Raw genomic sequence first — 16857 nt, 5'->3', positions numbered from 1 at the left:
ACGCCCCCGGCCCGCGTCCAGACCTGGCGGCCCGGCCCGCCTCCATGACATATTGATGACAGCGCTACCGGGGACGCATTGGCCACTGGTCGCGGCGGCCCCTTTGCGCCATATGAAGGCCAAACGCCCCTGCCTGACCGGAGCCGCCATGACCCGCATCGTCCCCACCCTCGCCGACATCGCCGCCGATTACGACGCCTTCTTCGTCGACCTCTGGGGCTGCGTCCATGACGGGGTGAAGGCCCTGCCGCAAGCGGTCGCCGCCCTGCAAGAGGTGCGCCGGAGCGGCAAACACGTGGTGCTGGTCACCAACTCGCCCCGCCCCCGCGCCCAGGTCGAGACGCAGATCGCGGGCTTCGGCGTGCCCGAGGATGCCTGGGACACCATCGCCACCTCGGGCGACAGCGCCCGCGCCGCCATGTACAACGGCATCGTCGGGCACAAGGTGTTCCACATCGGCGAGCCGGGCGACGATCCCTTCTTCCACCCGCTGCACATCCAGGAACACCCGATCGAGATCACCCGCGTTCCCCTGGACGAGGCCGAGGGCGTGGTCTGCACCGGCCCCTTCGACACCATGGCCCCGCCCGAGGTGCTGCGCCCCGAGCTGCTGTTGGCGAAGACGCGCGGCCTGAAGCTGCTTTGTGCCAACCCCGACATCGTCGTCGATCGGGGCGAGACCCGCGAATGGTGCGCCGGCGCCGTGGCCAAGCTTTACACCGAGATGGGCGGCGAGAGCCTCTATTTCGGCAAGCCGCATCCGCCGATCTACGATCTGGCCCGGATGCGCCTGGCCCAGCTGGGCCCGGTGCCGTCGGAAAGCCGCATCCTGGCCATCGGCGACGGCATCCATACCGATGTGCAGGGCGGCCTGGGCGAGGGGATCGACACCCTCTTCATCACCGGCGGCCTGGCGGCGGAAGAGACCAAGACCACCGATCAGCCCGATCCCGCCGCGCTGGAGGCCTTTATCGAGGCCAACCGCATGACCCCGACCTACGCCATCGGCTTCCTGCGCTGAGGCCCTTGCGGCGGGGGGACGCCCGGTCCGTCAAAATACTTGATCTCGCATCCGCAGCGTAATATTGTTTCGCAACGACCATCTGGTCGTTCACATTATTACGCACCGGATTCGCCCCACCTCTGACGCGGCGGCGCCCGGGATGGAGGGGTGGATGTTGGACAATTTCCCGCGCGGCACGATCTGCATCGAGGACATCGAGATGGGCATGACCCGTCACCTGCGCAAAGAGGTGACGGATGCGGATATCGAGATGTTTGCCCAGGTCTCGACCGACCGGAACCCGGTGCATCTGGATGACGCCTATGCCCAGGACACGATTTTCGAGGGGCGCATTGCCCATGGGATGCTGACCGCCGGGCTGATCTCGGCGGTGATCGGCGAGCAACTGCCCGGGCATGGCACGGTCTACATGGGCCAGACCCTGAAGTTCCTGGCGCCCGTGCGCCCCGGCGACGTGGTGACCGCCGAGGTCGAGGTGATCGGCATCGACCATGCCAAGCGCCGGGTGAAGCTGGATTGCCGCTGCCTGGTGGCGGGCAAGAAGGTGTTGATGGGCGAGGCCATGGTGCTGGCCCCCTCGCGCAAGTTCGACTGACCGCGCGGGGGGCTGTGCCTCCCTCGCCGGACGGCGACATGCGGAAGGGAAGTCGCTGGAGGGCGACATATGGAAGGAAAGTGGGGGCTCTGCCCCCCTTGAGCCTGCGGCTCAATTCCCCCCGGGATATTTTTGGCAATGAGAAGAGAGGGGCGGGGCGCCTCTGGCCCGGCGGCGTGTCGGGAGGGTTGGAGTGCGAGGGCCTTTGGCCAAAGTCCGGTATGCCGGGGGTGAGGGGCAGGTGTGCGGCGGGCGCTGGACAGGGCGCACGGGACGCGCAACATGGCGCCATGAGCGAGACCCCCTCCCTGCCCCGTGATGCCGCGCTGCTGGCGCAGACGCCTCTGCCCGGCTGGGCGCAATCCCTGCTGCTGTTCCTCTGGCGCCAGCTATGGGCCGGGCTGTTCGCTGGGATCATCCTTATCTCGCTGATCGTCACCTCTGCGATCTGGCAGGAGGGCTGGGCCCTGGCGCGCTATGACTTTCTGGTGGGGTTGGCGGTGCTGACACAGATCCTGCTGCTGGCCTTCCGGCTGGAAACCTGGGACGAGGCCAAGGTAATCCTGCTCTTCCACCTCACCGGCACGGTGATGGAGTGGTTCAAGGTCTCGGCCGGATCCTGGGCCTATCCCGAGCCGGGGATGCTGAAGCTGTTCGAAGTGCCGCTGTTCACCGGCTTCATGTATGCCAGCGTCGGCAGCTATATCGCCCGGGCCTTTCGCCTGTTCGGGGCCGTCTTTGCCCCCTATCCGCCCTTCTGGGCCTCGGTCCTGCTGGCACTGGCGATCTATGTAAACTTCTTCGCCCATCACTGGCTGCCCGACATCCGGCTGGCGCTGTTCGCCGCCACGCTGCTGCTCTTTGCGCGCACGCGGATGTGGTTTCGCCTGCGCGCCTGGCACTGGATGCCCTTCCCCCTGGCCGCGCTTGGCATCGCCTTTGCCCTGTGGGTGGCCGAGAATATCGGCACCCTGTCGGGCACCTGGATCTATCACCGCCAGGCGGAATTTCAGCTGGTCTCGCTGTCGAAGATGGGATCGTGGTATCTGCTGTTCTTCGTCAGCTTCGCCACCGTCACCCTGGTGATGCGCGGCCAGTTGCGGCGCGGGGGCTTTCGCCCCGGGGATGTCGATCAGGGCTAGGCCCTAGCCCTGCCAGTGCAGGAAGCCCGCCAGCAGCGCGCCGAAAAGCAGCAGGTTAAAGGCATAGCCCGCCACGGCGTTGAGCCACATGTTGCGCCGCCGCCGGGCCGGGTTCCACTGGCCCAGTACCGCGTCGAAGCGCCGGAACGAGGCGTCGAGCCGCCCGGGATCCATCCGCGCCGCCAGGCGCGGGTTCTGCATCTGGGCGCGGGTGGCCAGGATCCGCTGCGCCTCGCGCCGCGCAGGCGCGGGCAGGTCACGCCCGGCGCGGCGGGTCAACCGGTCGAGATCGGCATCGCGCAGGTGCAGATGGCCGCGCTTGCCGCCCAGCTTGCGCCGCAGCCGACGGGCGCTGCGGTCCATATGCCTGTCGAGCGAGTTGAGGGGGTCGGCCATGACGTCTGCTCCGGTCCTTCTGTGCCGGGGCGGCCCGAGGCGGGCGCCGCAGCGGAGCCGACCCTAGCGCCGGGGGCGGCGGGCGACAAGTCTTTGCGCCTGCCCTTGCCCCCCCGCCCGGCGCTGTGCGCCCCTGGGCAGGGGACCCTGCGCGCCGCCCTCTGGCGCGGAACGCGGGGCCGCGCTATGCATCGCCCATGCTGAACAGGATCCGCCAGGACGGCCCCGCCGACGCCACCCCCCTTGTGATCGCCCATGGCCTGTTCGGGTCGGGGCGGAACTGGGGCGTGATCTCGAAACGTCTGTCGGCGGACCGCGCGGTCATCGCCGTGGATATGCGCAACCACGGCTTTTCCGACTGGAGCGACCAGCACGGCTATCCCGACATGGCCCGCGACCTGGCCGAGGTGATCGAGGCCGAGGGGCGCCCCTGCCATCTGCTGGGCCATTCCATGGGCGGCAAGGCCGCCATGACCCTGGCGCTGAGCCGCCCCGAGCTGGTGGACCGGCTGGTGGTGGCGGATATCGCCCCCGTCACCTATTCCCACAGCCAGCAGGAATTCATCGACGCGATGAAGGCGGTCGACCTGTCCCGGGTGGGTCGCCGGTCGGACGCCGAGGCGCAGCTGGCCGAGCTGGGGGTGGGGCGCGCCCTGCAAAGCTTCTTCACCCAAAGCCTGGATGTGGCCGAGAAACGCTGGCGGCTGAACCTGGAGGTGCTGGAGGCGGAGATGCCCAAGATCATGTCCTTCCCCGAGGATCTGACCACCCCCTTCCCCGGCGAGACCCTGTTCCTGTCGGGCGCCGAAAGCGACTATGTGAAGCCCGAGGCGCGCGAGCGCATCCGGGCCCTTTTCCCGCAGTCGCATTTCGCCAAGATCCCCGGCGCGGGCCACTGGCTGCACGCCGAGAAACCGCGCGAATTCGAAGCCGCCGTGGCGGCCTTTCTTGCCGCGGGCTGAAGGCGTCGCGCTGATCAGCCAGGCATGGGGCCTGCGGCGGCTTCGCGGGCCTGCTGCTGCTCCATCACGATGCGCTGGATCTGCTGGAAGGCGGCCTGTAGCTCGACCTGTTTCTGGGTGTCTCTGATGCCCAGGATCTCGGCCATCTTGGCCAGGGCGGCCTGTTCCGCCGCACCCAGCTCGCCATCGGCATAGGCCACCATGGCGGCATAGCGCAGCAGGGTCGGCCCCATCTGAGGCGGGATCTTGCCCTGAAGACGGTAAAGACCGGCCTCGAACCCATGGGCCGAGGCGCTGACCCGGTCATAGATCGCCTGCACATCCGCGTCCGACAGATCGGCGGCAAAGACATCACGCGCGACCGAGCGCAGGATCACCCGTTCGCCCGGCGCCAGCTGCCCGTCGGCGGCGGCAACGCCCACCACCAGGTCGATCATTTCATCCGCCTGGGCCCGGGTGATCGTGCCCGCGCCCGCCTCGGCCGGCTGCCCGGCCTCGGCCCGGGCCTTTGCCGCGCGGACCGCCTTGCGATACTCGGCCTGCTGCATCCCGCCCTTGATCAGCATGAAGGCGCCAACCGCGATGGCGCCATAGGCGATCGCCCCGCCCTGGCCGCCGGTCAGCGAGATCACGGTAACCACGATGCCGCCGACAAAGAAAAGCCCGCCCAGGGCCAGGTCGCGCATACCGTTCATGGGGCATCCTTCGTGCAGATCAGACAGACGTTTGGCGCGACCTTAGAGGCGCCCCGCCCCCGTCCATAATGAAAAGCACCGTCATGCGGGGCCCGCACCGGCCCCCGCTTGCCCCTTGGGCAGGGTCCCCGGGCCTAGGCCTCGTCGCTGCCGACGATGCGCCGGGCGACCAGATAGGCCACCGGCAGGGCCACCAGGAACCCCGCGGCGGCGGCGATCAGGATCGGGCGTAGCGTGTCCTGGCCGGTGACCAGGGCGACGACCACGAAGGACCCCGCCAGGGTGGTCGAGATCAGTGAGTAGAGGATCGAGGCGAGACGAAGCATGGCTGTTATCCTTCCCATGACGGACCCGAGTCGGGACCGTATGGACTGTGCGGGCCCGCCGCCCCGCACCGCCTTGATCGGGGTCAAATACCGCCCGCCTGCGCCGCTCTGTCGCCAGGTCAGACCCCCGCCCGGAACCTCAGCCGTCGCGCCGCGTTGTCCCCGCAGAACCGGAAGAGAGACAGGAGACAGACATGACCGCCCGTATCGCCACCCGCACCGCCGCCCTTTTCGCCACCCTGCTGGCCCTGGCCGCCTGCGAAACCATCGAGGGCGCAGGCCAGGACATCGAAAACGCCGGTGAGGCCATCGAGGGCCAGGCGCAGGAAACCCAGGCGCAGATGTAAGCGCCCCGCGCGCCTGGCACGGCTGCGCGCGCGATTGAACGGGCCGGGAAGACGCATCCGACTGGACGCGCCCCGGCCCGCCGCCTAGGATCCCGGTCAGAGCCATTTCTTACCGAGGACCGAGATGATCCGACTTGCCATCTGCCTGGCCGCGCTGACCGCGCTGACCGCCTGTGAAACCGTGCAGGGCGCGGGCCGTGACCTGCAAAAGGCCGGCGCCGCCATCGAGGGCGAAGCCCGCCAGACCCAGGCCGGGATGTAATTCCCCCCCGCGCGTCCGGCGCGGGACCAGACGACCCAGGCCAAGGCCGGGACCCCGGGGCGGGCCCGGCCTTTGTCATGCGCGCCTGCGTCCAGCGCGGGCGGCGGCTGTCCGGCCTCAGTCACGGCGGACCCTGTGCCCCTCGCCTGGCGCAAGCGCCTCTGCGCCTGACCTCGGGCCTGCCTGGTGTTCCGCGCAGCCCCGCCCCGCTCCACCCTTTCTTAACCATGCCACGCGACGATCGCCGCATGGCCAGCTATCTCCGCCCCCGCCTGCCCGGCGCCACGATCTTCTTCACCGTCTGCCTGCGCGAGACCGGCTCGGCGCTGCTCAGCCACGAGGTGACGGCGCTGCGCGAAGCGGTGATGGTGGAACGCCTGCGCCGCCCCTTCCACATCGACGCCTGGGTCGTGCTGCCCGACCACCTGCACTGCCTGTGGACCCTGCCACCGGGCGACGCCGCCTATCCGCTGCGCTGGCAGGCGATCAAGGCCGAGTTCAGCAAGCGGGTGAAGGACCGCGTGGCGATCAGCCCCGGTCGCCTGCGGCGCGGCGAGGTCGGCATCTGGCAACGGCGCTATTGGGAGCATCACATCCGCGACGCCCGCGACTACCACCGGCACCTGCGCTATTGCTGGGCCGACCCGGTCCGGCACGGGCTGGTGGCCCGGGCGGCGGACTGGGAATTCTCCTCCTTCCACCGCGAGGTGCGCCAAGGCTGGGTCGAGGCGGACTGGGCCGGAGCGGTGCCGGAGGGGAATTATGGGGAGCGGGAGGTGCAGCGGGATCTGATTTCGTAGGGGGGGGGGCGCAGCGTGGGGAGGTGGGTGGTGGATTGGCATCCACCCTACCAGGCGTGGGCCCGGTGCGGGATGAAAGCGAGGACGCGTAGGGTGGATGCAATCCACCGCTAGACGACCGGGGTAAGCAGCTAGCTTTCCACTTCAACAGTGAAGCACGAGAGGTTCGGTGCTGAACGGCAGCAGCATCCGCCCTACCCCTTCGGAAACCAGGGCTCCAGAACGGCAGCAAACTGCTCGCGGGCATTCTTCACGTAGTGGTCCACATCTATTGCCGAAGCATGTACATGGCTTCCTTCAGCCCCGTAGAGCGTACGACGAACAATCTGGCTACCGCAGGCCAATCGAAGCAGCCTTGCCAGAAGATCCAGCGTGCTGCGAGACAGATCAAGGAGGTCAGCCCAAGTGACCGTGTATGTGCCCCCGTCTCCCTTCCTGAGGCCGATTGTGAGAATCCGTTCGACATTTGTGCGATCCCCTGCCTTCAGAAGATTATGTGCCAACCATTCGTGCCGGTAAATCCACAGGTTTTCGAGTAATTCACTGCCCTCGATGGAGGTCAAACAGGCCTCCCATGCATCTTGGACAGGGTCATCCAAGCCGTAGGCAAACACGTCCGAATATTTGCGAAACACCTGCCTCAACCCCACGGACTTATCCTGGTTGTCGAAAAGTCGTGCCACGCACATATGCATGTTGTCGGCGGCCATGAGAAACAATTGGTGAAGTCCGATGGCTCCGGGAGGCGCCGTCCCTTTATCAACTTCGTAGGAACGAGAAAGGAACTCCTCACAAAATGCCAAGGCGCTTGTGAGGCGATGGAACTCTGCCTCGAGCCGCTCAATTTCTCGCCGCAGGTCTTTCCTTCTTTGCTCTTTCAGAGCCCCATCATGATCTGGTTCCGCCATTGGGTTGCTCCATTGCTAGGGGGCAGCATTCTAAGTTCAACCGGATATTTCAAGCCACCATCTCCCTTGCCTAGGGCGGGCAAAGCCCACAATGCCGCGATCATTCCGGCAACGGTGGATTTCATCCACCCTACGGGGCTAGGTTTTTCGCGCGGCTCTCGAAGGGATGCGAACGCTTTGTAGGGTGGATGTAATCCACCGTAGCGCCTCGCCGGAGCATGGTGGATTGGCATCCACCCTACGGGTTGAGTGCTTGCTTCTCCCCGTATGGGGCCCGACGCAAACGCTGCCCCCTCATGGCAAACGTAGGGTGGATGCAACCCACCTATGCATCACCCCACCCGGCGCAAAGACCACTGGCAGTCCCAAAAGAAAAACCCGGGCTCTCGCCCGGGTTCCCCTCAATTATCCATCTTCAGCGCCGAGATGAACGCCTCTTGCGGGATATCCACCTTCCCGAACTGGCGCATCTTCTTCTTGCCCGCCTTCTGCTTGTCCAGCAGCTTGCGCTTCCGCGTCGCGTCGCCGCCATAGCATTTCGCGGTCACGTCCTTGCGCATCGCCGACAGGGTCTCGCGGGCGATCACCTTGCCGCCGATGGCCGCCTGGATCGGGATCTTGAACATGTGACGCGGGATCAGCTCTTTCAGCTTCTCGCACATGGCCCGGCCGCGCATCTCGGCGCGATCTCGGTGCACCATCATCGACAGGGCATCCACCGGCTCGTCATTCACCAGGATCTGCATCTTCACCAGGTTGTCCTGGCGATAGCCGATCATCTGGTAATCGAAGGACGCATAGCCCTTGGTCACCGATTTCAGCCGGTCGTAAAAGTCGAAGACCACCTCGTTCAGCGGCAGGTCATAGACCACCAGGGGCCGGGTGCCGGCATAGGTCAGCTCCATCTGGATGCCGCGGCGGTCCTGGCACAGCTTCAGCACATCGCCCAGATAGTCGTCGGGGACCATGATGGTGGCCTTGATGCGCGGCTCTTCGATGTGATCGACGTAAGTGAGGTCGGGCATGTCGGCGGGGTTGTGCAGCTCTTCCATCGTGCCGTCCTTCATGTGGACGTGATAGACCACCGAAGGGGCGGTCGTGATCAGCTCGATGTTGTATTCGCGCTCCAGCCGGTCGCGGATCACCTCGAGGTGCAGCAGCCCCAGGAACCCGCAGCGGAAGCCGAAGCCGAGGGCGGCCGAGGTTTCCATCTCATAGCTGAAGGAGGCATCGTTCAGCGCCAGTTTCTCGATCGCATCGCGCAGATCCTCGAACTCGGCACTGTCCACCGGGAAGAGGCCGCAGAAGACCACCGGGATGGAGGGTTTGAAGCCCGGCAGCGCGGTTTCGCAGCCCTTCTTCTCGTGGGTGATCGTGTCGCCCACCTTGGTATCGCGCACCTGCTTGATCGAGGCGGTGATGAAGCCGATCTCGCCCGGGCCCAGCTCGTCCACGTTCTGCATGGCGGGGCGGAAGACGCCGATCCGGTCGATCTGGTGGATCGTGCCGTTGCGCATGAACTTCACCCGGTCGTTCTTTTTCATCACCCCGTCCATGATGCGGACCAGGACGACGACGCCCAGGTAGGGATCGTACCAGCTGTCCACCAGCATGGCCTTCAGCGGCGCGTCGCGGTCGCCCTGGGGCGCGGGCAGGCGATGCACGATGGCCTCCAGCGTCTCGTGGATGCCCAGGCCCGACTTGGCCGAGACCAGCAGGGCGTCGCTGGCGTCGATGCCGATCACATCCTCGATCTGCTCGGCCACCCGTTCGGGTTCCGAGGCGGGCAGGTCGATCTTGTTCAGCACCGGCACGATCTCGTGGTCCGCGTCGATGGCCTGATAGACATTGGCCAGGGTCTGCGCCTCGACCCCCTGGGTGCTGTCCACCACCAGCAGTGAGCCTTCGACGGCGTGCATCGAGCGGCTGACCTCATAGGCAAAGTCGACGTGGCCGGGGGTGTCGATCAGGTTGAGCACGTAAAGCTCGCCGTTGTCGGCGATATACTCGATCCGGACGGTGTTGGCCTTGATGGTGATCCCGCGTTCCCGCTCGATGTCCATCGCGTCGAGCAGCTGCTCCTTCATCTCGCGTTCCGAGACGGTGTTGGTGGACTGGATCAGCCGGTCGGCCAGGGTGGATTTCCCGTGGTCGATATGGGCAACGATGGAGAAGTTACGGATATGCGCGAGATCGGTCATGATCGGCAGCATATGAGGGGGAAAGGGGCAGTTGGCAAGGGGTTGTGAGGGGGCCTTCCCCTTCGATCGGGCCAGTTATTCGGTTTCCGGTTAACCAACCTCTAGGAACTGGAACGGAGCCTCTTGTTCTGCCTCGGCGGCTTCGAGCCAACGGCGACCGGAAATCCCTCCGTCCAAGAGGCTTTGCGCAAGAGCACCCTGCCCTGCTACCCCCTCGACCCCTCCGCGCAAACCATCCGACAGGATCATGCAGCGTTTACGCATTTCGGCACGGTCGGCCAGCGTTTGTTGCCAGTCCTCGCTCACGGGCGTCATCAATCGGCTATACTCTTCGGGCCTGAAAGTATCGAACAAGTCCAGCAACGAGCCAGCCTGGCGATTGGCAAAACGGCGGGCATATTCCAGTTCGTCCATCAGAAAGAGCAGCCGCAACGTGCTGTCCTGGCACAACCGCAGGGCCGCTGCGGCTATCCAGAGCCGCTCCAGCTTCTGCGCCGAGAGAGTCTCCAAGGCATGAACGGCGCCGTCGCGGCGGAATATCATCTCGAACTGGCCCGACAGGCGGCCGAAGCCGTCCACCAACCCGTCCGCCATGCGGGACAGATCTTTCAGGGACAAGAGGTCATCGGCGCGACCCAGCTTGTCCATGAGTTCCCCCAGCAAGGACCGCAGATCGTCCTCCCGGCGGTCCTCGGTCACGGCGGCGACGGAGATCATGAGGTTGTCCAGCTGCCCCTCCATCGCGCGCAGCCGGGACAGCACCATGGCGAAGCCCGCAATGGACACACCGAGGTTGATCCCCGAGAGGGCCAGCGTGCCGATCTGCAAGCCCTTGAGCAACTCGACGCCTTGGCGCAGGCCCTCGATCTTCTGGCCGATCTGGTAATTTTGATAGGCTGTCAGCATGCCGAGCGGCGAGAACTCTCCGCCCGCCGCGCCCGGAAGCCCCTGCAAGGCGCGGATCAGGAAATTCTGGCCCGCACTGGTCTGCTGCATATGGCCCACGATCCGCCCCGAGACCGTTTCCTTGATGACAGCGCCGATGACCTCAGCCTCGCCCTGTGTGACGGCCCGCAGAAGGTCTTCTGGCACCTTGTAGAGCATGGTGATCATGACACTGCCTCCAGTTTATCCTCGGCCTTGCGAAGCACCGCGACTTGCAGGTCATTCAGCAGACATCGACCGTCAGGCTTTTCAGGATCTCCGAAGACATTGACCCATGCCAGCGCATTGGCGCGCTCTGCCAGTCGGCGACGGGACTTGTCCCCCATACGGTTGATCACCGTGCTGCCCGAAAGGTTGGCAACAGCCAGGGCCACGCCTCCCGCCACGAGAATCGGCACGCTGACAGTGGAGGTGGTGAAGAAGAACAGGCTGGTGGCGCTGACCGTCGCCACGGCGGCGAGGGTCGGCATGGCTGCCATGGAGGCGGCCAGCAGGACCGGTTTTCCAACCAGCCCGATGACCGCGTCCACCGGCAGGTGGAATCTCTCGCGCTCCCCGAGCTTTTCCTCCAGTGCATTGAGCGCCACCTCGGCCCGCTGGACCGCGATCAGACGCTGCTCTTCCGTCCAGGAGCTCAGGATATCGCCGAAGGCACTGGCGAGACGCATATGGGCCCTGGCCACACCGACCTGGGAAAGGCCGACGACATGGTCTTCGATCTGCGCCACAAGCAACGGGAACGCCTGCTCGAGCTGATCACTGACGGCAGCCAGTTCCCGGTGCCGCCACTGTGTCAACTCGAGGCGATTCTGGATTTCGGTGAGATCGAGCAACTTCGTCCTGCAGAGGTATTTCACAGAGCAACATTAGAAAGAGCCATGCTGCATTAAAATACATTTCCACTATCCGAGTTGGCAGCAGCGCATTGTTTGGAAAACTGTGGTGAAACTGCATTCGGAGCGACGCAAGGCCAGCAAAGCCGAACCTCGGACTGGGTACAGGGGGATGCAATCCGGTGTTGCTTGGCCGGTTTCGCGAACCACAGCCACACCCGCCCTGCGATGAGCGTACAGGCGACTGAGAGCAGACAATGCAACAGCGACGCGCTCTCGAATGCGCCGCAAGGCCAGCTACTATGGACAGCGCAATGCCCTCTCGTCGGGACTAGAGCGATCCACCGCCTAAGGACAGCAGGGGAACCAATCGGGAGACGGGGCAAGCACCGCAAGCGCAATACTGATGGACCGAACTGTAATCGGACAGAACAACCGGGAAAAGGCAGCGTCCATGCCGTTTAGACGAAGCGCCACCTGCCCCTCTCGCGCCCCCAGCACCACCCCTCCTCGCCCCCATCCCATTTTCTGGCCCCAAATATCCCGGGGGAGTCGCCCTCCGGGCGACGGGGGCAGAGCCCCCTTTCCTTCCACCTGCCGCCCCTCCGGCGACGGGGGCAGAGCCCCCTCCCCCCACATCCCCGCACAGCCCTCCCCGCACCGGCGCCCCTTGCACTCCCCTCCCCTGCCCCCTAATTTCCCCCGGCGGCCAACGAGGCCGCTTGTTCTCAGGGCGGGGTGCAATTCCCTACCGGCGGTGATAGCCCGCGAGCGCCTTTCGCAACCGAAAGGGTCAGCAGATCCGGTGGAACTCCGGGGCCGACGGTCATAGTCCGGATGGAAGAGAACGGGACATCCCCCGCACCGCGCCCGAAAGGGAGCGGCAAGGGCGCTGTCCCTGACTGCCTTGGGTTATGCGTTTGGAAAGGACACCGCATGACTCACCCCCACCACCCGGCGCGCGGCGCCGCGATGATGATCGCCGCGGGCGCGATCTTTGCCATCTACAACACCCTGACCCAGCATATCGCCATGGGTCTGGGCCTGCCCGGCCCCACCATCGCCTTCTGGCAATACCTGACCGCCACCCTGCTGGCCCTGCCCTGGGCCCTGTCGCGATCCCGCGATGCCTGGGCAATGAAACAGCCCTGGCTGCACCTGGCGCGCGCGGGTTGCGCCGTGGCAGGGGTGCAGCTGTGGGTGGCCTCGCTGGGCTTCGTGCCGATCTGGCAGGCCTCGGCGCTGATCCTGCTGTCGCCCTTCTTCGTCACCCTGGGCGCGGCGCTGCTGCTGCGCGAGGAGACCCCGCCGCGCCGCTGGCTGGCGGTGCTGGGCGGATTGGCGGGGGGAATGATCCTGCTGGCGCCCTGGTCGGATGCCTTCAGCTGGGCCGCGCTGATGCCCGTGGGGGCCGCCGCGCTTTGGGCCGGCACCTCTCTGTTGACCAAGCGGATGACGGCGACCGAGGCGCCGGAAAGCCTGACCCTGCACCTGCTGATGCTGCTGACCCCCGCCAACGCCCTGCTGGCCTGGCTGGCCCTGCCTGCGGGTGCTGGGCTGGGCGCGCTGCTGCCCGGCGCCACGGCCCTGGCCCTGCTGGTGCTGGCGGGCGTGCTGACCGCGGCGGCGCAATATGCCATCGCCCGGGCCTATTCCCTGGCCGACGCGGGGTTCCTGCAACCCTTCGACCATGTGAAACTGCCGCTGAACGTGGGCCTGGGGGTGCTGGTCTTCGGCTTCGTGCCGCCGGGCAGCATGTGGGCCGGCTCGGCGCTGATCATCGCGGCCTCTTTCTACCTGCTGGAAAGCGAACGCCGCCTGGCCCGCCCGCAGGGGGGCGCCGCCCAGGCCTGACACCGTGCCAAGACCTTGACACCCCAAGGGGGACGCGCCCGCCGCGTCCCCCTTTTGCTGTCCTGCCCCCTGCCTCCCCCGGCCCAAAGGGACATCTGAAACCTTTCAATTTAGAATAATTCAAAAAACCTTCCCGGATTTGACCGAGATCAACCCCCCGCCTGCGATTCTGCGAGAGCGTGGCCCGGCGCGAACCTCCCACAGAAACGGAGACGATGATGCGTAGCCTGACCATTCTCCTCTTAGCCAGTACGGCCCTTGCCACGGGCGCCGCAGCCGATGAGCTGCGCGACTATGCGGCCGATATGTTTTCCCCCCTGCCCTCGACCATCCCGGCCCTGACCGAGAACACGGTGACGCCCGAAAAGGTCGAACTGGGCAAGATGCTGTTCTTCGATCCCCGGGTCTCTCTGTCCGGGGTCTTTTCCTGCTATTCCTGCCACAACCTGACCACGGGCGGTGATGACAACCTGGAAACCTCGGTCGGCCACGGCTGGCAGAAGGGGCCGCGCAACGCGCCCACGGTGCTGAACGCGGTGCTGAACGAGGCGCAGTTCTGGGATGGCCGCGCCGAGGATCTGGCCGCCCAGGCCAAGGGCCCGGTGCAGGCGGGCGTCGAGATGGCCAACACCCCCGACAATGTCGAGGTGATGATGAACTCGATGCCCGGCTATGTCTCGCTGTTCGAGACCGCCTTCCCCGGCCAGGACAGCCCGGCCAATTTCGACAACATGGCCAAGGCGATCGAGGCCTTCGAGGCAACGCTGCTGACACCCGCGCCCTTCGATGCCTGGCTGAACGGCGACGACAACGCGCTCAGTGCCGAGGCCAAGGCGGGGCTGGGGCTGTTCCTGGATCTGGGCTGCGTCTCTTGCCACGAAGGGGTCAACGTGGGTGGCCACGGCTACTATCCCTTCGGCCTGATCGAGAAACCCGGCGCCGATGTGTTGCCCGAGGGCGACAAGGGCCGCTTTGCCGTCACCGAAACGGTGGATGACGAATATGTCTTCCGCGCCGCGCCGCTGCGCAACGTGGCCCTGACAGCACCCTACTTCCACTCGGGCAAGGTCTGGGATCTGAAGGTGGCGGTGCAGATCATGGCCGAAAGCCAGCTGGGCGAAGCGCTGTCGGATGAGGATGCGACCAAGATCGTCGCCTTCCTCGACAGCCTGACCGGCGAGATGCCCGAGGTCACCCTGCCGGTGCTGCCGGCCGAGACCGCCGCAACGCCGCGCCCGAAACAGGACGCGCTGCCCTAGGGGGCAAGGTCCATCCAGATCCGGCCGGGCATTGCGACAGTCAGTCCAGCCGGACGGGGGCCGGTCCGCAAGGGTCGGCCCCCCTCGCCTTTCCCCGGCCCTGACGCCCCCCCTCCTGACAGCAACGTGAGATGACGCGCGGCCCTTTCGCCCTACCCTTGGCGCCACGGGGCCAACGCCCCCTGGCCATCCAAGGGAGAGAGAGACATGCTGACCCGCCGCCATCTGATGACCACCGCACTTGCCGCCACCGCAGGGGCCACGCTGATCCGCCCCTTCGCCGCCATGGCCCAGGACCTGACCGGCGATGTCTATGAAACCGCCTCGGGCCGGGTTTCCATCCACCCGGTGGCCCACGCCAGCTTTGTCCTGGTGACGCCTGCGGGCGTGATCTATGTCGACCCGGTCGGCGGGGCCGAGGCCTATGCGGCGCTGCCCGACCCGGATGCGGTGCTGATCACCCATGAACATGGCGACCACTACGACGCCGAGACCCTGGCCGCCCTGGCCGCGCGCGCGGACGGCGCCCTGGCGATGATCACCAACCCCGCCGTGGCCGAGATGCTGGCCCCCGACCTGGCCGCCGCAAATGCGCCGCTGGCCAATGGCGACAGCGGCGAGGTGCTGGGCTATGAGGTCGCCGCCGTGCCCGCCTACAACATGACCGAAGACCGGCTGCAATATCACCCCAAGGGGCGCGACAACGGCTATGTCCTGAACGTGGACGGGCTGCGGATCTACATCGCGGGCGATACCGAGGATACGCCCGAGTTCCGCGCCCAAAGCGACATCGACATCGCCTTCGTGCCCTTCAACCTGCCCTATACGATGACCGAGGATCAGGCCGCCTCGGGCGTGGCCGAAATGGCGCCGAAGGTGGTCTATCCCTATCACTATCGCGGGTCCGACACCGATCTGTTCGCCGCGCGGCTGTCCGAGGCGGGCGCGGAAACCCAGGTAGTGATGGGCGGCTGGTACAGCTGAGCCCCGCGCGCTTGGGCTGCCGGGCCGGGGCCTGACCCCGGTGCGGCGCCCGGCCCAGAGCGGCGCGCCCCCGCCCCCTCAGGCGCGGATGCGCAGCCCCTCATAGCCCGTATCCAGCAGCCCCTCGAAGCGCAGGGTGCGACCGCTGCGGGTGCGCCGGGCCCGCGCCGCCTCGGGCGGGGCCAGGGCGGGGATCAGCGGGCGCGGCGCGCGCCCCTCGGCGCGGGCTTCGGCCATGCCCGTCCGCAGGGCGCGGGCCAGGCGCAGGGTTTCCTGCACCCGCATCAGTCGCGCGGCGGGCGGGCCATAGGCCGCCACCCCCTCGCTCAGCAGACCGGGGATCTCGGCATGGACGGCGGCGCGCAGCATCGGGTCGAGGCGTTTCAGCCCCTCGGGACCGGGCCAGAAGCTTTCCACCGGGGCGCCCTCGGCGCGGATCACGTCGTGGCGGTCCAGCAGGACCGAGACATAGACCGCGTCGCGGCGCCCGCGCATCACCCGCACCCCCGGCAACGGCACCAGGCCGCAGGCCGGCGCCAGCACCCTCGCCTCGCCGGTCAGCGCCGCCACATCCGGCCCGCCCAGCAGCACCCGGTGCTGCGGCGACAGCATCAGGTCGCGGCGCGGCAGCCCGTTGCCCAGCACCCCCGCCTTGAACAGGATCGGCTTTTGCTTGTGCCCGTCTGGGTCGAAACTCATGTGCCCCTGGCCCACCCACAGCACCCGGCGCATCCGCCCGCTGACCGTGGGCACCAGATCGCCCGGCAACAGCTCTTCCACCGGACGGGGGCCACCATGGACCATGTCGATCAGGCTGCCCGAGGCGATGCAGACGAAGGCCGCCTGGTCGGTCCAGTCGAACTGGCCGTCGTTGTCGCCGATCCCCGGGTCCGCCTTCTCGTCGCTATGCTGGATCTTGAAGGTGCTGCTGCCCGCCTCGAAACCCGCATAGTCGATCAGGAAATTCGACTGGATGAACAGGATATGTTCATCGCCCGCGGCCAGCCCCTGTTCGGCGTCCGGGTTGACCCCGGTGCGCGGCATGACGATGTTGCCATCCGCATCCAGGATGGTGACGAACTGGCCGTTCTGGAACTGCGTGGTGCCCTCGTTCACCTGTTCCACCAGCACGGTGTAGCTGTCGCTGGCATCGCCGATCGGGCTGACGCCCTCGACCGTGACCACGCGACCACTGTTGTTGCCGTTGCCGGAATAGCTGGAATAGGTCGCGATCTGGTCACCGCGCAGGGTGAAACTTACCGTTGCCATATGCTCTGCCCCTGCATCTGATGCGCCCCGATGTTTCGGTGACACGCCCGCGACG

The 16857-nt window shown here is 66.5% G+C and carries 18 protein-coding genes and 1 riboswitch; of the genes, 10 read left to right on the top strand and 8 right to left on the bottom strand.

Going from position 1 to position 16857, the window contains the following annotated elements:
* Window positions 1-148 precede the first annotated feature (148 nt).
* The 3 genes from ACRARE_RS11355 (at window position 149) to ACRARE_RS11345 (ending at window position 2761) form a co-directional block, all read left to right on the top strand.
* Window positions 149-1021 carry a TIGR01459 family HAD-type hydrolase gene (locus ACRARE_RS11355; protein ID WP_432656553.1) on the top strand — a complete coding sequence of 291 codons (873 nt, stop codon included), beginning with the start codon at window positions 149-151 and terminating at the stop codon, window positions 1019-1021.
* A 154-nt stretch (window positions 1022-1175) separates the two neighbouring features.
* On the top strand, window positions 1176-1619 hold the full coding sequence (locus ACRARE_RS11350; RefSeq protein WP_432656552.1) for a MaoC family dehydratase: 444 nt from the start codon (window positions 1176-1178) through the stop codon (window positions 1617-1619).
* 290 nt (window positions 1620-1909) lie between these two features.
* Window positions 1910-2761: a DUF817 domain-containing protein gene (locus ACRARE_RS11345; protein ID WP_432656551.1), complete on the top strand. Its 852-nt coding sequence runs from the start codon at window positions 1910-1912 to the stop codon at window positions 2759-2761.
* A gap of 3 nt (window positions 2762-2764) precedes the next feature.
* Here ACRARE_RS11345 and ACRARE_RS11340 read toward each other — a convergent pair whose 3' ends face one another.
* Window positions 2765-3157, bottom strand: a complete 393-nt coding sequence (locus ACRARE_RS11340; protein WP_432656550.1) for a hypothetical protein — start codon at window positions 3155-3157, stop codon at window positions 2765-2767.
* 197 nt (window positions 3158-3354) lie between these two features.
* Here ACRARE_RS11340 and ACRARE_RS11335 point away from each other — a divergent pair, with 197 nt between their 5' ends.
* Window positions 3355-4119 (top strand): alpha/beta fold hydrolase, encoded by a 765-nt coding sequence (locus ACRARE_RS11335; RefSeq protein WP_432656549.1) that lies wholly within the window; start codon window positions 3355-3357, stop codon window positions 4117-4119.
* Window positions 4120-4133: 14 nt separating this feature from the next.
* Here ACRARE_RS11335 and ACRARE_RS11330 read toward each other — a convergent pair whose 3' ends face one another.
* Together ACRARE_RS11330 and ACRARE_RS11325 are read right to left on the bottom strand one after the other, a co-directional pair.
* Window positions 4134-4814 carry a TerB family tellurite resistance protein gene (locus ACRARE_RS11330; protein ID WP_432656548.1) on the bottom strand — a complete coding sequence of 227 codons (681 nt, stop codon included), beginning with the start codon at window positions 4812-4814 and terminating at the stop codon, window positions 4134-4136.
* Between the two features lie 134 nt (window positions 4815-4948).
* Window positions 4949-5140 carry a CTP synthetase gene (locus tag ACRARE_RS11325; protein ID WP_432656547.1) on the bottom strand — a complete coding sequence of 64 codons (192 nt, stop codon included), beginning with the start codon at window positions 5138-5140 and terminating at the stop codon, window positions 4949-4951.
* A gap of 194 nt (window positions 5141-5334) precedes the next feature.
* On the opposite strand from ACRARE_RS11325, the gene ACRARE_RS11320 reads away from it, so the two are divergent.
* The 3 genes from ACRARE_RS11320 to ACRARE_RS11310 all read left to right on the top strand — a co-directional run bounded on the left by ACRARE_RS11320 (window position 5335) and on the right by ACRARE_RS11310 (window position 6549).
* The gene (locus tag ACRARE_RS11320; protein WP_432656546.1) at window positions 5335-5487 is read left to right on the top strand and encodes an entericidin A/B family lipoprotein; all 153 of its coding nucleotides are present in this window, start codon (window positions 5335-5337) and stop codon (window positions 5485-5487) included.
* Window positions 5488-5611: 124 nt separating this feature from the next.
* Window positions 5612-5749 (top strand): entericidin A/B family lipoprotein, encoded by a 138-nt coding sequence (locus ACRARE_RS11315; protein WP_432656545.1) that lies wholly within the window; start codon window positions 5612-5614, stop codon window positions 5747-5749.
* A gap of 248 nt (window positions 5750-5997) precedes the next feature.
* Window positions 5998-6549, top strand: a complete 552-nt coding sequence (locus ACRARE_RS11310) for an REP-associated tyrosine transposase (RefSeq protein ID WP_432656544.1) — start codon at window positions 5998-6000, stop codon at window positions 6547-6549.
* A gap of 194 nt (window positions 6550-6743) precedes the next feature.
* On the opposite strand, the gene ACRARE_RS11305 is transcribed toward ACRARE_RS11310, so the two are convergent.
* The 4 genes from ACRARE_RS11305 to ACRARE_RS11290 form a co-directional block, all read right to left on the bottom strand.
* On the bottom strand, window positions 6744-7457 hold the full coding sequence (locus tag ACRARE_RS11305; RefSeq protein ID WP_432656543.1) for a hypothetical protein: 714 nt from the start codon (window positions 7455-7457) through the stop codon (window positions 6744-6746).
* Between the two features lie 401 nt (window positions 7458-7858).
* Window positions 7859-9658 (bottom strand): translation elongation factor 4, encoded by a 1800-nt coding sequence (gene lepA / locus ACRARE_RS11300; protein WP_432656542.1) that lies wholly within the window; start codon window positions 9656-9658, stop codon window positions 7859-7861.
* Window positions 9659-9748: 90 nt separating this feature from the next.
* Window positions 9749-10771 (bottom strand): hypothetical protein, encoded by a 1023-nt coding sequence (locus tag ACRARE_RS11295; RefSeq protein ID WP_432656541.1) that lies wholly within the window; start codon window positions 10769-10771, stop codon window positions 9749-9751.
* Entirely contained in the window at window positions 10768-11436 is a 669-nt protein-coding gene (locus ACRARE_RS11290; RefSeq protein WP_432656540.1) for a hypothetical protein, read from the bottom strand. The genes ACRARE_RS11295 and ACRARE_RS11290 overlap by 4 nt, the downstream gene beginning before the upstream one ends.
* 720 nt (window positions 11437-12156) lie before the next feature.
* Window positions 12157-12289, top strand: a riboswitch (FMN riboswitch).
* 83 nt (window positions 12290-12372) lie between these two features.
* Between ACRARE_RS11290 and ACRARE_RS11285 the strand changes: the two genes are divergently transcribed.
* The 3 genes from ACRARE_RS11285 (at window position 12373) to ACRARE_RS11275 (ending at window position 15533) form a co-directional block, all read left to right on the top strand.
* Window positions 12373-13290 carry a DMT family transporter gene (locus ACRARE_RS11285; RefSeq protein WP_432656539.1) on the top strand — a complete coding sequence of 306 codons (918 nt, stop codon included), beginning with the start codon at window positions 12373-12375 and terminating at the stop codon, window positions 13288-13290.
* Window positions 13291-13505: 215 nt separating this feature from the next.
* Window positions 13506-14549 (top strand): cytochrome-c peroxidase, encoded by a 1044-nt coding sequence (locus ACRARE_RS11280; RefSeq protein ID WP_432656538.1) that lies wholly within the window; start codon window positions 13506-13508, stop codon window positions 14547-14549.
* 207 nt (window positions 14550-14756) lie between these two features.
* A complete protein-coding gene (locus ACRARE_RS11275) occupies window positions 14757-15533 on the top strand; it encodes an MBL fold metallo-hydrolase (RefSeq protein ID WP_432656537.1) in 777 nt (258 codons plus the stop codon).
* 78 nt (window positions 15534-15611) lie between these two features.
* On the opposite strand, the gene ACRARE_RS11270 is transcribed toward ACRARE_RS11275, so the two are convergent.
* Window positions 15612-16802: a Hint domain-containing protein gene (locus ACRARE_RS11270; RefSeq protein ID WP_432656536.1), complete on the bottom strand. Its 1191-nt coding sequence runs from the start codon at window positions 16800-16802 to the stop codon at window positions 15612-15614.
* Window positions 16803-16857 lie beyond the last annotated feature (55 nt).

Origin of the sequence: Pseudooceanicola aquaeponti, assembly GCF_050897975.1 — a bacterium.
GTDB lineage: Bacteria > Pseudomonadota > Alphaproteobacteria > Rhodobacterales > Rhodobacteraceae > Pseudooceanicola.
The sequence above is the reverse complement of the archived record's forward strand: the minus strand, read 5'-3'. Positions and strand labels throughout refer to the sequence as shown.

Bases quoted from the DNA above. Each gene is read 5' to 3' on its own strand.
- ACRARE_RS11285 (WP_432656539.1), top strand. From the start codon at position 12,373: ATGACTCACCCCCACCACCCGGCGCGCGGCGCCGCGATGATGATCGCC.
- ACRARE_RS11305 (WP_432656543.1), bottom strand. From the start codon at position 7,457: ATGGCGGAACCAGATCATGATGGGGCTCTGAAAGAGCAAAGAAGGAAA.
- ACRARE_RS11275 (WP_432656537.1), top strand. From the start codon at position 14,757: ATGCTGACCCGCCGCCATCTGATGACCACCGCACTTGCCGCCACCGCA.
- ACRARE_RS11325 (WP_432656547.1), bottom strand. From the start codon at position 5,140: ATGCTTCGTCTCGCCTCGATCCTCTACTCACTGATCTCGACCACCCTG.
- ACRARE_RS11330 (WP_432656548.1), bottom strand. From the start codon at position 4,814: ATGAACGGTATGCGCGACCTGGCCCTGGGCGGGCTTTTCTTTGTCGGC.
- ACRARE_RS11280 (WP_432656538.1), top strand. From the start codon at position 13,506: ATGATGCGTAGCCTGACCATTCTCCTCTTAGCCAGTACGGCCCTTGCC.
- ACRARE_RS11335 (WP_432656549.1), top strand. From the start codon at position 3,355: ATGCTGAACAGGATCCGCCAGGACGGCCCCGCCGACGCCACCCCCCTT.
- ACRARE_RS11270 (WP_432656536.1), bottom strand. From the start codon at position 16,802: ATGGCAACGGTAAGTTTCACCCTGCGCGGTGACCAGATCGCGACCTAT.
- ACRARE_RS11340 (WP_432656550.1), bottom strand. From the start codon at position 3,157: ATGGCCGACCCCCTCAACTCGCTCGACAGGCATATGGACCGCAGCGCC.
- ACRARE_RS11350 (WP_432656552.1), top strand. From the start codon at position 1,176: ATGTTGGACAATTTCCCGCGCGGCACGATCTGCATCGAGGACATCGAG.
- ACRARE_RS11345 (WP_432656551.1), top strand. From the start codon at position 1,910: ATGAGCGAGACCCCCTCCCTGCCCCGTGATGCCGCGCTGCTGGCGCAG.
- ACRARE_RS11295 (WP_432656541.1), bottom strand. From the start codon at position 10,771: ATGATCACCATGCTCTACAAGGTGCCAGAAGACCTTCTGCGGGCCGTC.
- ACRARE_RS11355 (WP_432656553.1), top strand. From the start codon at position 149: ATGACCCGCATCGTCCCCACCCTCGCCGACATCGCCGCCGATTACGAC.
- ACRARE_RS11310 (WP_432656544.1), top strand. From the start codon at position 5,998: ATGGCCAGCTATCTCCGCCCCCGCCTGCCCGGCGCCACGATCTTCTTC.
- ACRARE_RS11315 (WP_432656545.1), top strand. From the start codon at position 5,612: ATGATCCGACTTGCCATCTGCCTGGCCGCGCTGACCGCGCTGACCGCC.
- lepA (WP_432656542.1), bottom strand. From the start codon at position 9,658: ATGACCGATCTCGCGCATATCCGTAACTTCTCCATCGTTGCCCATATC.
- ACRARE_RS11320 (WP_432656546.1), top strand. From the start codon at position 5,335: ATGACCGCCCGTATCGCCACCCGCACCGCCGCCCTTTTCGCCACCCTG.